Origin of the sequence: Rhodococcus sp. 06-462-5 (genome assembly GCF_002258315.1) — a bacterium.
Classification (GTDB): domain Bacteria; phylum Actinomycetota; class Actinomycetes; order Mycobacteriales; family Mycobacteriaceae; genus Rhodococcoides.
Map to the genome: position 1 here is coordinate 329408 of NZ_NOYD01000038.1, position 14959 is coordinate 344366.

A 14959-nucleotide genomic window follows, 5' to 3' on the forward strand; every position below is an offset into this window, starting at 1 on the left:
CCGAAATATTTACCGTGGGGATACCTTTTTGTCCATACCCACCGCGCGCGACACGCCTGTCCGAGAGTGACCGAGCGGCCGTCGGGCCGTAGGCTTCGCGGTGTGCAGAGATGGCGAGGTCTCGACGATGTACCTGCCGACTGGGGTCGGTGCGTGCTCACGATCGGCGTCTTCGACGGCGTTCATCGCGGACACGCACAACTGATCGGGCGAGCGGTGGCCGCTGCGAAGAAGCGCGGCGTTCCCAGCGTGCTCATGACGTTCGATCCCCATCCGATGGAGGTCGTACGGCCGGGCAGCCACCCTGCTCAGTTGACCACCCTGACGAGGAGAGCCGAACTCGCCGAGGAACTGGGAATCGACGTCTTCTGCGTCATGCCGTTCACGCCCGAGCTGATGAAGCTCACCCCCGAGCGATACGTGCACGAGATCCTGATCGAACGCCTGCACGTTGCCGAGGTCGTCGTCGGTGAGAACTTCACCTACGGGAAGAAGGCGCTCGGTACCGTGCCCATGCTGCGCAAGATCGGCGAACGGTCCGGATTCGCAGTCGACGGAGTCAACCTGCTCGCCGAGCACGCCGTGACGTTCTCCTCGACGTACATCAGGTCGTGCGTGGACGCCGGAGACGTCGCCGCAGCCGCTGCCGCCCTCGGGCGACCGCATCGCGTGGAGGGCGTCGTGGTGCACGGCGACGGCCGAGGTCGCCAGATGGGTTACCCCACAGCCAATGTCGCGCCGCCCATGTACTCGGCCATCCCCGCGGACGGCGTCTATGCGGCGTGGTTCACCGTGCTCGGGCCGGGGCCGATCATGGGGACGGTCACGCCGGGGGAGCGACATCCGGCTGCGGTCTCGGTGGGTACCAATCCCACGTTCTCGGGTCGCACCAGGACCGTCGAGGCGTTCGTGCTCGACGGTGATGCCGACCTGTACGGGCAGCATGTGGCAGTCGACTTCGTGGATCGACTGCGCGGCATGGAGAAGTTCGACTCGATGGAAGCGCTCGTGGAGGAAATGGGGCGCGACGCCGAGCGAGCCCGCTCGATCCTGGCGGCGAAAACGGCCTGATAGGCTGTCCCCTCGGTGCTCGCTGCGGTCCGTGGCGGCTGTACCGGCTTCGATCCCGTGGTTTCGACCACCGGGCGCGTTGCTTCCTTTCACGCGGACGTCATTGATCAGGAGTAGTACCAGTGGCATTGACCACCGAACAGAAGAAGGCCGTTCTCGGCGAGTACGGCTTGCACCCCACCGACACGGGCTCACCCGAGGCGCAGGTTGCAATGCTCACCAAGCGCATCGTCGACTTGACCGAGCACCTCAAGACGCACAAGCACGACCACCACTCCCGCCGCGGCCTGCTGCTGCTGGTCGGACGTCGTCGTCGTCTGCTCAAGTACATCGCGAAGGTCGACGTCACCCGCTACCGCTCGCTCATCGAGCGTCTGGGTCTGCGTCGATAATTCGCATCGACGCGAGGATGTCACCGACGCACGGTTCGACGCGCCGGTGCGCACCCGACTCGCACCAATAGTGCAGTAGCCAACGAGGCAGTGCTTAGACTGTTCCTCGTTGGCTATCTGTGTTTGTACCGCAAGAACAGTTACGCCAGCACGAGAAAGCGGATGCACGGCATCCGCACACCGCCGTGTATGCCTGTCACGCCGTGGTGACGGTCTTCGGTAGTGGCCTTTCGGATACGAGATCCGGTGGGCTTCGATCGATGGCCGCCTCCGCGCAGCCGCGTCCCGAGAGAAGCTCGGAGATGGACGGCACAGGTATGCCGCCACAGCCAGGAGGGCTCGTGGTGTGTCCACGCGGGCACGGCAAAGACGAGAGGACGAGAACAGAACACATGTCGGAAACCACAACGTTGGACGTCGAAGAAGGCGTCTACGAAGCAACTGCGATCATCGACAACGGCACGTTCGGCAAGCGGACCATCCGCTTCGAGACCGGCCGCCTCGCACAGCAGGCCGCAGGCGCAGTCGCCGCGTACCTCGACGAGGACACCATGCTGCTGTCGGCAACGACCGCAGGCAAGCACCCCCGTGAGGGATTCGATTTCTTCCCGCTGACGGTCGACGTCGAAGAGCGCATGTACGCCGCGGGCCGCATCCCCGGATCGTTCTTCCGCCGCGAGGGCCGTCCGTCCACCGACGCCATCCTCACCTGCCGCCTGATCGACCGGCCGCTGCGTCCGACGTTCGTCGACGGACTGCGCAACGAGATCCAGGTCGTCATCACGGTCATGAGCCTCAACCCGGCCGATCTGTACGACGTCGTCGCGATCAACGCGGCATCGGCCTCGACGCAGATCGCCGGCCTGCCGTTCTCCGGCCCGATCGGTGGCGTTCGCGTTGCACTGATCGACAAGCAGTGGGTCGCCTTCCCGACCAACGAGCAGCTCGAGAAGGCCGTGTTCAACATGGTCGTCGCCGGCCGCATCGTCTCCGGCTCCGGTGCCGACGCAGACGTCGCCATCATGATGGTCGAAGCCGAGGCCACCGAGAACGTCATCGAGCTCATCGAGGGTGGCGCCACCGCGCCCAACGAGACCGTCGTCGCCGAGGGCCTCGAGGCATCCAAGCCCTTCATCGCGGCCCTGTGCACCGCGCAGCAGGAGCTGGCGTCCAAGGCCGCCAAGCCCACCGGCGACTACCCGGTCTTCCCGGCGTACCAGACCGACGTCTTCGAAGCAGTCGAGAACGCCGCGAAGATCCCGCTGAACGAGGCACTGACCATTGCGGGCAAGGCCGAGCGTGAGAACAAGCTCGACGAGGTCAAGGCTCAGGTCCTCACGTCGGTCGGAGACAGCTTCGCCGGCCGCGAGAAGGAGATCGGTGCCGCATTCCGCGCACTGACCAAGAAGTCGGTTCGCCAGCGCATCCTCACCGATCACTTCCGCATCGACGGCCGCGGCATCACCGACATCCGGTCGCTGTCCGCCGAGGTCGCGATCATCCCGCGTACCCATGGATCGGCCCTGTTCGAGCGCGGCGAGACCCAGATCCTGGGCGTCACCACACTCGACATGGTCAAGATGGCGCAGCAGGTCGACTCGCTCGGGCCCGAGACGTCCAAGCGCTACATGCATCACTACAACTTCCCGCCCTACTCCACCGGTGAGACCGGTCGCGTCGGTTCGCCCAAGCGTCGCGAAATCGGTCACGGCGCACTCGCCGAGCGCGCTCTGCTGCCGGTTCTGCCCAGCCAGGCAGAGTTCCCGTACGCGATCCGCCAGGTCTCCGAGGCACTGAGCTCCAACGGCTCGACCTCGATGGGCTCGGTCTGCGCTTCGACCCTGTCGCTGCTGAACGCCGGTGTGCCACTGCGTGCACCGGTCGCCGGAATCGCGATGGGCCTCGTCTCCGACGAGGTCGACGGAGAAACCCGCTACGTCGCACTCACCGACATCCTCGGTGCCGAGGACGCGTTCGGCGACATGGACTTCAAGGTCGCCGGAACCAAGGACTTCGTCACGGCACTGCAGCTCGACACCAAGCTCGACGGCATCCCCTCCAAGGTGCTCGCCGGCGCGCTGTCGCAGGCCAAGGACGCTCGTACGACGATCCTCGAGGTCATGGCCGAGGCCATCGACACCCCGGACGAGATGAGCCCGTACGCACCTCGGGTCACCGCGATCAAGGTGCCGGTCGACAAGATCGGCGAGGTCATCGGGCCCAAGGGCAAGATGATCAACTCCATCACCGAGCAGACCGGCGCCAACATCTCGATCGAAGATGACGGCACTGTCTACGTCGGTGCAGCGGACGGCCCGTCCGCACAGGCCGCGATCGACATGATCAACGCCATCGCCAACCCGCAGCTGCCGAAGGTCGGCGAGCGATTCCTCGGAACCGTCGTCAAGACAACGGCTTTCGGTGCATTCGTCTCGCTCCTCCCGGGCCGCGACGGATTGGTGCACATCTCCAAGCTCGGTAACGGCAAGCGCATCAACAAGGTGGAGGACGTCGTCAGCGTCGGATCCAAGTTGCGCGTCGAGATCGCCGATATCGACAACCGCGGCAAGATCAGCCTCGTTCCCGTCGAGGACGACAACGCTGCTGCTCCCGCCGACGCTCCCGAGGCACCCGCCGAGGCCAGCGCTGAGTAAGAAGCAACCGAGCCGAACGGTACGTCCCCTCGGGACGTACCGTTCGGCCGTTCCAGAGAGCATCACCATCGATACGGGTGTGCAACGGACGACTCTGCCCGGCGGTCTTCGGGTGGTCACCGAGTTCGTGCCAGGCGTTCGCTCGGCCTCGGTCGGTGTGTGGGTCGGAGTCGGTTCCCGGGACGAGCAACCCAGTGTCGCCGGTGCAGCACACTTCCTCGAGCACCTGCTGTTCAAGTCGACTCCCACGCGCAGTGCGCTCGAGATCGCCCAGGTGATGGACGGTGTCGGGGGAGAGCTGAACGCGTTCACCTCGAAGGAGAGCACCTGCTTCTATGCGCACGTGCTCGACGAGGACGTGGCCCTTGCCATCGATCTGGTCAGCGATGTCGTGCTTCGTGGCCGGTGCCGATCGGCAGATGTCGACGTCGAGCGGCAGGTGGTCCTCGAAGAGATCTCCATGCGCGACGACGATCCCGAGGATCTGCTGGGAGATGCCTTCCTGGAAGCGATGTTCGGCGATCATCCGATCGGACGCCCGATCATCGGTTCCGTCGAATCCATCGAGTCGATGACCCGTGCGCAATTGCACTCGTTCCACGTTCGCCGCTACACCCCGCAGCGCATGGTCGTTGCTGTCGCGGGCAACGTCGATCACAAACAGATCGTCTCGCTCGTCCGCCGAGCGTTCTCCGGCCATCTGGTCAAGGGCGTGCGGCCGGCCGAAAGAAGGTCCGGCACAGCGCGATTGCGCAACGCTCCCACGTTGAGTCTGACCACTCGTGACAGCGAGCAGGCGCATCTGTGCCTCGGCGTGCGTGCGTTCGGCCGACACGAAGGACATCGTTGGGCGTTGTCCGTGCTGAACTCGGCCGTGGGCGGTGGGCTCAGTTCTCGTCTTTTCCAGGAGATCAGGGAAGAGCGGGGCCTGGCGTACTCGGTGTACTCGTCGGTGGACACGTTTGCCGACAGCGGTGCGTTCTCGGTGTACGCGGGTTGCCAGCCGGAGAACTTGGGCGAAGTGACCACGGTGATCAGGGAAGTGCTGGCCAAGGTCGCCTCGGAGGGCATCACCGACGCCGAGTGTGCTCGGGCGAAGGGCTCGTTGCGAGGCGGATTGGTTCTGGGACTGGAAGATTCGGGGTCTCGGATGAACCGGATCGGTCGCAGCGAACTGAACTACGGCAATCACCGCGACATCACCGACACGTTGGCGCGGATCGACAGCGTCGGCAACGACGAGGTACGCGAGGTCGCTGCCGTGTTGCTCGAGCGTCCTTTCGGTGCCGCGGTGGTCGGCCCGTACAAGAACGTTCGCCAGCTGCCGGCGTCGGTCAAGTCCCTGGTTCGCTAGCGTCGGCGATCACGTCGCGCACTGCGCGACGGGTCAACTCCGTCACCGCCGAACGATCGGTGATCGGCTCGAATGCGCGGGTGGAGTTGAGCGCCGCTATTCCGTGCACGGAGGTCCACAATCTCAGCGCGGTGACTGTGGATTCTCCGGCGCGACGGCACCGACCGCGCATTCGACGTTGACGTGCATGCCCGTACGGTCGACAATGCAGCATGAACAGCGATGGGCGTACCGTCCTCGTCACCGGCGTAGGTCGGCGGCAGGGGATCGGCTTCGCCATCACCCGCAGATTGCTGCAGGACGAGCGCGCCCGGGTCTTCGCGCAATCGTGCGACGACTACGACGTGAGCGAACCGTGGGGAACAAACACGCCCGGAGCGGTACAGGTACTCCGCGAGTTGTCCGCCGCACAAGGTGAACTCGGGCACCTCGACATCGATCTCTCCGATCCGGCGGCACCTTCGACCCTGTTCGATGCTGCTGAATCCAGGCTCGGCACCATCGATTCTCTGGTGATCAACCATGCGCGGTCGCAGCTGGGTGATCTGGATTCGATGACCGCGGAGTCGCTCGACCTGACCTGGGCTGTGAACGTGCGAGCGTCTCTGCTCCTCGTGCAGGAATTCGTGCAACGGTACGTCGATCATCCCGACGGTGGTCGCGTCGTACTGTTCACCTCCGGGCAGGACGAAGGGCCCATGCCGACCGAAATTCCTTACGCAGTGAGCAAGGGCGCCATTGCGTCGATCACCCCTACGCTGGCCGATTCGGTGATCGAGAGAGGCATCACCGTCAACACGATCAATCCGGGTCCCACCGACACCGGGTGGGCGAGCGCCGATCTGGACGAATTCGTCGGACGCCACATGCCGCGCGGTCGGTGGAACTCACCCGAGGAGGCCGCAGCAGTCGTGGCGATACTGCTCTCGCCCGATTCGGGCTCGATCACCGGTCAGATCATCGGAGCCGAAGGCGGATTCCGACGCTTCACGCCGTAATGCTTCGGTCAGAGCTTCTTCTTGCGCAGCAACAACTTCCAGGGCACCAATGCCGACTCGAGCTGAACCGACAGGCTCATCTTGGATTCGCCCTCGCTGCGCTCCTCGAACGTGATCGGTACCTCGGCGAGAGTGAGTCCGTGCTTGACGGTTCGGTAGTTCATCTCCACCTGGAACGCGTACCCGTTGCTCTCGACCGAGGCCACGTCGATGGTGCGCAGGGTGCGCGCGTGCCACGCCTTGAATCCCGCTGTCGCATCCTTGACTCCGAGGCTCAGGATCGTGTTGACGTAGAAATTCGCCCATGCGGACAGGGCCTTGCGGTGCCAAGGCCAATCGGCCGCGACCGCTCCGCCGGGTACGTATCGAGATCCGAGCACCACGGCCGCGTCGGTGGTGTTCAGTTTGTCGATCATCGCCGGGATCACCTCGGTGGGGTGCGAGAGGTCGGCGTCCATCTGGATGACGATGTCCGCACCCTCGTCGAGCGCTCGCGTCATTCCTGCGACGTATGCGCGTCCGAGACCGTTCTTCTCGGTGCGGTGCAGAACGCTGACGTCGATGGGGCCGTCGATGGCCAACTTGTCGGCGACGTCGCCGGTGCCGTCGGGCGAATTGTCGTCGACCACCAACACACCGAGCCCTTCCACCTGCAACCCGGCCAGCAGCTCGACCAGCTTGGGGAGGTTCTCACGTTCGTTGTACGTCGGTACAACGACGGTGGTCTTCGGGGCGACTCGTTCCGTACTCACCACCGTATGATCCGTGATTCGGGGTTCCGATCCAAATATCGGACACGATCGGCCGTGTCGGGTCGGCATCGTGGGTCGTTTTCGAGCGCGCGTCGATTCACGACCGAGTCGCGTCGACGAATACGCCGTCGCGCAGAATCGGAACGCAGGAACTCGAATCGACCTCGGCCGCAATGTCCACGTCTTCCGGGTGTCCCATCCCGGCCAATTCGCGACCGGAGCCGCATTGCCGCAGCTCGGACCCCACGTCGTGCTCGACGGCTCGCCATGCGGCAGCGGCCGTTCTCGCCTCGGGGGAGGCATCGGAAGCTCCGGCATCGAGCAGGGCGGCGATGACTGCACCGGCCCCCCACAGGTCCTCGACGGCAGGCCGAAGCGATCCGTCCGGCCACCGTTCCCCGGCCGCTATGACGGCTGTCACCGCACCCGGGTTCCTGGCACGTATCCACTGAGCTACCGCGGCCGCGTTTCTCAGCGACGCTCCCACACACAGCGGGGCCGTGCTCGCGAGCTCGTGGGCGATGGTCGACCCGTTCGGTGACGGCAGCACCAGCCGAGCCGGGGCAGGCGCGGACCGTACGGTGGCCGGGCACAAGCTGATCCGGCCCGGTGAGGCGGCCGACCGGCCCACTGCGAGGACCGCGTCGAACTGCTCGGCCAACTGCGTGGCCCGGTCGTCGCGCCACTGACTGGGGATGACGTCGATACCCGCGTCGACAGCGACCGTGAGAGTGGTCGTGAACGAGAGTACATCCACGACGACGGCGGTGTCCGTGCCCTCGGCGCTGGCATCGGCGCCGCACAGACCCCAGTCGAAGCGGAGTCCGTACGCGTTCTGGGACAGTTCGGGGTCGGCGGGCATTGCCGAAAAGGTATCAAGTCCGGTGATACCTTCGGCGCGGGATCGAGTGGGGGAGAGACATGCAGCTGGAACTGGACACCAAGGTGATCGTCCTCGTGGCCGGTCTTCTGCTGCTGTGGGCTCTCGGGTTGGGGGTGGTCAAGTATCACCAGATGTCGACGTCGGCGGATGGCACTGCGCATCGTTATGTCGACATCGCCCATCGGGCAGCATTGATGTATTCGTTCGCTGCTCTGGTACTCGCGGTGTTGGCGCAATTCAGCGCGTGGTCGGTCGCGGTGGATCTGATTGCCGCTTCGGTGGTGCTGTTGTTCTTCGTCGCTGCCGTCGTGGGCTACACGGTGCACGGGTTTCGTCGGGACACCGAGAACCAGTTCGTCGATCCCGTCCCGGGGACGCATCTGTTCATGGTGTCGTTGATCGTCGGCGAAATCGGCGGTACAGCGGTGCTCGTGGCCGGTTTCGCAGTCGAGCAGTTCGGTCCGAGCTGAGACCCGGAGCTACCGAGGGTCCAGGTACAGCTCGGCGGTCTCGGTGGCGACCGCGGACACTGCAGCAGCGAGACCGGGCTCGAGGTCCAGTGCGGCGGTGAGTCGTTCTCCGCGCAGCCCCCGCGTTCGGAGTAGCTCCCAGGCCTGTTCGACCAGGCGCACCGAGGTGGGATGGTCCAACTCGGGACGGTTCGAGCGCAGTGCAGTGGCAGCCCAGTCCGCGTCGAACGTCCCGTTGGGTGGACCGAACACACGCTCACCGGACGAATAGCTCTTGGGCTCCATACCCTCCGACGCTAGCAGCATCGCGGGACGGCGCAATCGTGACCGAATTGCGTCGGGACAGCACTACCGAACCGATCGGTATCTTCAGTACGGTATGGCGATGTACGACGGCCACCGAAGGTCTCCACTCGCGCTCTCGGTCGTCGGATCTCTGGCGCTCGGTCTTCTCGCCGGCTGTGCCGGCGAGGACGGCAGCGGCCCCGTCGACGAGGTCTCGGCGGGCACGAACTACATGACGGTCACGGGATCGTTGGTCGTCGGTGATCCCATGTCCGGTCCGGCACCGCCCACCGAAGCGCTTCCGCCCGCGGTGACAGAGCTTCCCCTGAGCCTCGATGGCGCGCGGTTCCCGAGCGCGTCGCCGGTCGGTGTCACCGACGTGGTGATCGAGGAGTCGTCGACCGTCGAATTCAGGTTGGCAGGCAACGGCCCGGTGTCCTACACGGTGCGGTACGTCGACGAAGCCGTCCGCTATGCCACCAGTGAACCGGTGGCAGTGCCGGGAAGATCGGTGTTGCAGGTGGACCTGTCGGGTACGTCGACGGACTCCGACGACACGTTCTCCCCGTATGCCGGGCCCGAACGGGTCCGAGGCGGTGCGGATTCCGCCGTCGTCTCGGTCGATTTCCTGGCTGATCCCGGCGGAATCTCGCAGGCCTTCGTCGGAGTTGCGGCCGATCGACCCGAGTTCACGGTGACCACGACCGAAGAACCCGCCGCGGTGATCGTCACCGTCGAGTCCTGACCCGGACTCGCAGCGTCGAATGCACTTCGGCCGTGGCTGTTTCGATCCGTTTCCCGTGGACATCGCGGTAGCATCGCGGTGTGTCCGACGCCACAGCGGGAGAGAGTCCATCCGGTCGTGTGCGCGTGCTCGTGTACAGCAGCAATGCGGCGACCCGTGCCCAGGTGCGGTCTGCGGTGGGAACTCGACCGGATCCCGCACTCGGTGACATCGAGTACGTCGACATCGCCACGGCAGCCGTCGTCATCGAGAACATGGATGCAGGCGGTGTCTCGTTGGCGATTCTCGACGGTGAGTCCTCACCCGTGGGCGGTCTGGGTCTGGCGAAGCAGTTGAAGGACGAGATCGTCGACTGCCCACCGGTGTTGGTGCTGATCGGACGTCCGGACGACGCGTGGTTGGCCGAATGGTCGCGCGCCGAGGCTGCTGTTCCGCACCCGCTGGATCCGATCCGGCTCGGGCGCGCAGTGGTCGATCTGCTGAGGCAGCACTCGGGACGCGTCGGTGCCCCGGTCTCTCGATCGCAGTAGATCAGACCGTCTTCTCCGATGCGGGCACCGTCAGCACTAACCGGTGGATCGAGCCGGCGATGACGGCTCCGAGCACGGGGAACACCACGAATACCCACAGTTGTGACAGGGCAGGTCCGCCGGCGAGGAGGGCTGGGCCGAAGGACCGAGCAGGGTTCACCGAGGTCGAATCGATCCCGATGCCCAGCAGGTGAACCACGGTCAGGGTCAGGCCGATCGGGATACCGGCCGCCACGACGGGGTGAACGGTGGGGGCGGTGGTGGCCAGTACGACGAGGACGAGCAGGCCGGTCGCGATCGTCTCGAACACCGCCACCGACGCCAGCCCGTATTCTCCGGGCGAGGAGCTGCCGAATCCATTGGTGCCCAGACCGTCCGACGCCATGTCGTAACCGGGACGGCCGGAGGCGACGAACAGTACGATCAGCGCGCCGATCACTGCACCGACGGCCTGGGCGGCGATGTAGAACACAGCCTTGATCGGGGTGATGGCGCGAGCAATCAGGGCTCCGATCGTCACGGCCGGGTTGATGTGGCATCCCGAGATCGGGCCGATCGCGTAGACGAGGGCGAGCAGTGTGAGCCCGAATGCCAGGGCGATGCCCGGGGTTCCGACGGTGTCGCCCGCGATGACGGCGGTGCCGACGCCGAAGATCACGAGCAGGGCAGTTCCCAGTCCCTCGGCGGCGAGCGCCGAGACGGAAATCGACTTCATCATTTCTCCTGTTGCATGTAGGCGGCCGCGTTCGGCCGGGATCGTCGGGAGGTTTGTCGTTGTCCTCGGACCGGATCGCATGGGGCCGTCGAGTGATCTGAGTCACAGTGCCGAGATCGGGTGCCCCATGCGCGTCAACGGATTACGAAACTGGACTTCTCGAAATCCCGCGAGATCGACACCGAACCCATACTGTGTGGTTCAGGTCACATTGGTACGGCCGTCGCATTTACTACGCGCCGGCGCGGTAGTCGATCGAGGGAGCAGATGCCGGGATGAACGCCTACGTTCCGATCCTCGTTCTCGGTGCCATTGCGGTCGTGTTCGCGGTGTTCTCGGTGATGGTCGGAACCATGGTGGGGCCGGCGCGGTACAACCGAGCGAAGTTCGACGCGTACGAGTGCGGCATCGAGCCCACGATGCATGCGCCTACGGGCCAACGATTTCCGGTGAAGTTCTACCTGACCGCCATGCTGTTCATCATTTTCGACATCGAGATCGTCTTCCTCTATCCGTGGGCCGTCCACCTGGACGTTCTGGGCGCTTTCGGGCTGGTTGCCATGGCACTGTTCGTCGTCAACGTGTCGATGGCCTACGTCTACGAGTGGCGGCGAGGCGGGCTCGGATGGGACTGACGTCCGAACACTGATCGGCGACGGCACGATGCACGGTTCTCACCTCGAGCGGATGCGGAAAGAGTGTGATCGATGGGACTCGAAGAGAAGCTACCCAGCGGATTTCTGCTGACCACCGTCGAGGGGTTGGCCGGCTACGCACGCAAGGGTTCGTTGTGGCCCGCGACATTCGGTCTCGCGTGCTGCGCGATCGAGATGATGGCAACCACCTCCGGTCGGTTCGATCTCGCGCGGTTCGGCATGGAGGCGTTCCGTGCGTCTCCGCGCCAAGCGGACCTGATGATCGTGGCAGGCCGTGTCAGCCAGAAGATGGGGCCCGTACTGCGGCAGGTGTACGACCAGATGGCGGAACCGAAATGGGTCCTGGCCATGGGAGTCTGCGCGTCCTCGGGCGGAATGTTCAACAACTACGCGGTGGTTCAGGGTGTCGATCATATCGTTCCCGTCGACATCTACCTACCCGGTTGCCCGCCCCGACCCGAGATGCTGCTCAACGCAATCCTGGAGCTGCACAAGAAGATTCAGGAGATGCCGCTGGGTGTCAATCGCGAGCAGGTGCGCGCGGCCGCCGAGGCTGCTGCGCTGGCGTCCACCCCGACCATCGACTTGAAGGGGCTGCTGCGATGACGGCGCGCGGGTCCCGCGGGATGTTCGGTGTCCGAGGGAGTGGCGACACCTCCGGTTACGGTCGGCTGCAGCCGCCGGTGGAGTCGGTGGACACGGCCGTCCGGCCCTACGGCAGCTACTTCGACGCCCTGGTCGATCGATTGGCCGCTGTTCTCGGCACCGGTGACGCGGCCGTGGCGTTCGAGGACGCCGTCGAGCGTGCGGTGATCTTTCGCGGTGAACTGACGCTGCATCTCTCGCGGGAGCACGTGCCCGCGGTGGCCCGTGCTCTCCGTGACGACGAGGAACTGAGATTCGAATTGTGCACGGGCGCATCGGGTGTGCACTACCCGGATCAGGTCGGCCGGGAATTGCGCGCGGTCTACCATCTGGTGTCCATCACGCATGGACGCCGTTTGCGACTCGAAGTGGCTGTGCCCGATGCAGATCCGCACACACCCTCGCTCTGCGCGGTGTATCCGACCAACGACTGGCACGAGCGTGAGGTGTACGACTTCTTCGGCATCGTCTTCGACGGTCATCCCGCATTGACGCGGATCGAGATGCCCGACGATTGGGTCGGACACCCGCAACGCAAGGACTATCCCCTGGGCGGAATTCCCATCGAGTACAAGGGCGCTCGGATCGCGCCTCCCAACGAGCGCAGGTCGTACAACTGATGAGCGCAACGGACGAAACCATCTATGCAGTGTCGGGCCAGGACTGGGACGACGTGGTCGAACTGGCGCGCGGGTCGACCACGGAACGCATCGTGGTCAACATGGGTCCGCAACACCCGTCCACCCATGGTGTGCTGCGGTTGATACTCGAGATCGAAGGCGAGACCGTCACCGAGGCGCGGTGTGGAATCGGCTACCTGCACACCGGTATCGAGAAGAATCTCGAGTATCGCAACTGGACTCAGGGCGTCACGTTCGTCACTCGAATGGACTATCTCTCGCCCTTCTTCAACGAGACCGCGTACTGCCTCGGGGTGGAGAAGCTACTCGACATCACCGACGACATTCCCGAGCGCGCGACGGTCGTCCGGGTGATGCTGATGGAGCTCAATCGGATCTCCTCGCACCTCGTGGCGTTGGCCACGGGCGGAATGGAATTGGGTGCCGTGACGGCGATGCTGTTCGGCTTCCGGGAACGCGAACTGATTCTCGACGTCTTCGAGGCCATCACCGGACTTCGGATGAACCACGCCTACATCCGTCCCGGCGGCTTGTCTCAGGATCTACCCGCCGATGCGATCGACAAGGTCCGCGAGCTGTTGCGGGTACTTCCCGGACGGCTTCGCGACCTCGAACTCATGCTCAACGACAACCCGATCTGGAAGGCCAGAACCGAGAACGTCGGCTACCTGGACCTGACGGGATGCATGGCCCTCGGCGTCACCGGTCCGGTGCTTCGCTCGACCGGACTTCCCTACGACCTGCGCCGGTCCGATCCCTACTGCGGGTACGAGAACTACGAGTTCGATGTCGTCACCGACACCGGATGCGACTGCTACGGGCGTTACCTGATTCGCGTCGAAGAGATGAAGGAATCGCTCAAGATCATCGAGCAGACATTGGATCGGCTGCGGCCGGGACCGGTGGTCATCGACGACAAGAAGATCGCCTGGCCGGCCGAGCTGGTCTCCGGACCCGACGGTCTCGGCAATTCTCAGGACCACGTGCGCACCATCATGGACACCTCGATGGAGTCGTTGATCCACCACTTCAAATTGGTGACCGAGGGAATGCGAGTGCCGGCGGGCCAAGTGCTGTCCACCGTGGAATCGCCGCGCGGCGAACTCGGCGTGCACATCGTCAGCGACGGCGGCACTCGGCCGTACCGAGTGCATTTCAGAGACCCCTCGTTCACCAACCTGCAGGCGGTCGCCGCGATGTGCGAGGGCGGCATGATTTCCGACGTCATCGCTGCCGTGGCCAGTATCGACCCGGTGATGGGCGGGGTGGACCGATGACCGCGCCGCGCTCGGAGCCGGTGCTCGTCCAACTGGGGGCCCGGCCCGAGGAAGCCGTACAACTGGTCGGCCCCGACGCACGCGAGTCCTATCCCGACGACGTCCGGGCCCGCCTGCGCGCCGACGCCGACATCGTTCTCGCCCGCTATCCTCAGGCCCGATCGGCGCTGCTGCCATTGCTGCACCTGGTGCAATCCGAGGACGGATACCTCACGCCTGCCGGAATCGAATTCTGCTCGGATGTACTCGATCTCACCGGGGCAGAGGTGACCGCAGTCGCGACGTTCTACTCGATGTATCGCCGCGAGCCCACCGGCAACTATCGCGTCGGAGTGTGCACCAACACCCTGTGCGCCGTCATGGGCGGCGACGCCATCATGGATGCCCTGCGGGATCACCTCGATATCGATCACGGCGGAACGACGGCCGACGGTGCCATCACCCTCGAGCACATCGAGTGCAATGCCGCGTGCGACTTCGCGCCGGTGATGATGGTCAACTGGGAGTTCTTCGACAACAGAACTCCGGCGTCGGCGCGGGAACTGGTCGACGCGCTCCGCTCCGGTGCGCAGGTGACCCCGACTCGCGGCGCTCCGCTCTGCACGTTCCGCGAGACCGAGCGAATTCTGGCCGGGTTCGCCGACGACCGACCCGGGGCGCTCGAATCCCCCGGCAGCGCAGGCGAAGCCACTCTCGCCGGCCTCCGGTACGCCCGAGAGCACTCGATGTCGGCTCCCCGGGCCGACGCCGGCTCCCCGGACGATCACCCCGATCTGGGTGCCGAAGCAGTGGCGGAGACGGTGCGCGAGAAACCCGCTCCGGCGCCTTCGGCCACCGTTCCACCGCAGCCGAACACCACCGAAACCGATCCGTCGACGAAGGGGAAGTGAC

General features: G+C 64.9%; 17 protein-coding genes. 13 read left to right on the forward strand and 4 right to left on the reverse strand.

Annotated features, from left to right (window positions below; genetic code table 11):
* Positions 1–102: 102 nt before the first annotated feature.
* The 5 genes from CH251_RS18805 to CH251_RS18830 all read left to right on the forward strand — a co-directional run bounded on the left by CH251_RS18805 (position 103) and on the right by CH251_RS18830 (position 6469).
* Complete coding sequence (locus CH251_RS18805; RefSeq protein ID WP_179273372.1) at positions 103–1071, forward strand: bifunctional riboflavin kinase/FAD synthetase; 969 nt, start codon at positions 103–105, stop codon at positions 1069–1071.
* Positions 1072–1193: 122 nt separating this feature from the next.
* Entirely contained in the window at positions 1194–1463 is a 270-nt protein-coding gene (gene rpsO, locus CH251_RS18810; protein WP_032397847.1) for a 30S ribosomal protein S15, read from the forward strand.
* A gap of 392 nt (positions 1464–1855) precedes the next feature.
* A complete protein-coding gene (locus tag CH251_RS18815; protein ID WP_094614430.1) occupies positions 1856–4117 on the forward strand; it encodes a polyribonucleotide nucleotidyltransferase in 2262 nt (753 codons plus the stop codon).
* A 61-nt stretch (positions 4118–4178) separates the two neighbouring features.
* The gene (locus CH251_RS18820) at positions 4179–5471 is read left to right on the forward strand and encodes a pitrilysin family protein (protein WP_256979174.1); all 1293 of its coding nucleotides are present in this window, start codon (positions 4179–4181) and stop codon (positions 5469–5471) included.
* Between the two features lie 212 nt (positions 5472–5683).
* Entirely contained in the window at positions 5684–6469 is a 786-nt protein-coding gene (locus CH251_RS18830) for an SDR family oxidoreductase (RefSeq protein ID WP_094614432.1), read from the forward strand.
* Positions 6470–6477: 8 nt separating this feature from the next.
* Here CH251_RS18830 and CH251_RS18835 read toward each other — a convergent pair whose 3' ends face one another.
* Positions 6478–7221, reverse strand: coding sequence for a polyprenol monophosphomannose synthase (locus CH251_RS18835; RefSeq protein WP_094614547.1), 744 nt, complete (start codon positions 7219–7221; stop codon positions 6478–6480).
* Positions 7222–7318: 97 nt separating this feature from the next.
* Complete coding sequence (locus CH251_RS18840; protein ID WP_094614433.1) at positions 7319–8083, reverse strand: 2-phosphosulfolactate phosphatase; 765 nt, start codon at positions 8081–8083, stop codon at positions 7319–7321.
* Positions 8084–8142: 59 nt separating this feature from the next.
* Here CH251_RS18840 and CH251_RS18845 point away from each other — a divergent pair, with 59 nt between their 5' ends.
* The gene (locus CH251_RS18845; RefSeq protein WP_094614434.1) at positions 8143–8574 is read left to right on the forward strand and encodes a hypothetical protein; all 432 of its coding nucleotides are present in this window, start codon (positions 8143–8145) and stop codon (positions 8572–8574) included.
* Between the two features lie 9 nt (positions 8575–8583).
* Here the strand turns inward: CH251_RS18845 and CH251_RS18850 are convergent, their stop codons facing one another.
* Positions 8584–8859, reverse strand: coding sequence for a hypothetical protein (locus tag CH251_RS18850; protein WP_094614548.1), 276 nt, complete (start codon positions 8857–8859; stop codon positions 8584–8586).
* Positions 8860–8959: 100 nt separating this feature from the next.
* On the opposite strand from CH251_RS18850, the gene CH251_RS18855 reads away from it, so the two are divergent.
* Positions 8960–9604 carry a hypothetical protein gene (locus CH251_RS18855; RefSeq protein ID WP_143537810.1) on the forward strand — a complete coding sequence of 215 codons (645 nt, stop codon included), beginning with the start codon at positions 8960–8962 and terminating at the stop codon, positions 9602–9604.
* 80 nt (positions 9605–9684) lie between these two features.
* Complete coding sequence (locus tag CH251_RS18860) at positions 9685–10134, forward strand: hypothetical protein (RefSeq protein WP_094614436.1); 450 nt, start codon at positions 9685–9687, stop codon at positions 10132–10134.
* Between the two features lies 1 nt (position 10135).
* On the opposite strand, the gene CH251_RS18865 is transcribed toward CH251_RS18860, so the two are convergent.
* Positions 10136–10849, reverse strand: a complete 714-nt coding sequence (locus CH251_RS18865; protein WP_094614549.1) for an aquaporin — start codon at positions 10847–10849, stop codon at positions 10136–10138.
* Positions 10850–11124: 275 nt separating this feature from the next.
* Here CH251_RS18865 and CH251_RS18870 point away from each other — a divergent pair, with 275 nt between their 5' ends.
* From CH251_RS18870 to nuoE, 5 genes are all read left to right on the forward strand, one after another.
* Positions 11125–11484 (forward strand): NADH-quinone oxidoreductase subunit A, encoded by a 360-nt coding sequence (locus tag CH251_RS18870; protein WP_094614437.1) that lies wholly within the window; start codon positions 11125–11127, stop codon positions 11482–11484.
* Positions 11485–11556: 72 nt separating this feature from the next.
* Positions 11557–12111, forward strand: coding sequence for an NADH-quinone oxidoreductase subunit B family protein (locus CH251_RS18875; protein WP_032397855.1), 555 nt, complete (start codon positions 11557–11559; stop codon positions 12109–12111).
* Positions 12108–12770 carry an NADH-quinone oxidoreductase subunit C gene (locus CH251_RS18880; RefSeq protein ID WP_094614438.1) on the forward strand — a complete coding sequence of 221 codons (663 nt, stop codon included), beginning with the start codon at positions 12108–12110 and terminating at the stop codon, positions 12768–12770. Before CH251_RS18875 ends, CH251_RS18880 begins: the two co-directional genes overlap by 4 nt.
* Positions 12770–14068 carry an NADH dehydrogenase (quinone) subunit D gene (gene nuoD / locus CH251_RS18885; RefSeq protein WP_094614439.1) on the forward strand — a complete coding sequence of 433 codons (1299 nt, stop codon included), beginning with the start codon at positions 12770–12772 and terminating at the stop codon, positions 14066–14068. The genes CH251_RS18880 and nuoD overlap by 1 nt, the downstream gene beginning before the upstream one ends.
* Positions 14065–14958 (forward strand): NADH-quinone oxidoreductase subunit NuoE, encoded by an 894-nt coding sequence (nuoE, locus tag CH251_RS18890; RefSeq protein WP_094614440.1) that lies wholly within the window; start codon positions 14065–14067, stop codon positions 14956–14958. Before nuoD ends, nuoE begins: the two co-directional genes overlap by 4 nt.
* Position 14959 lies beyond the last annotated feature (1 nt).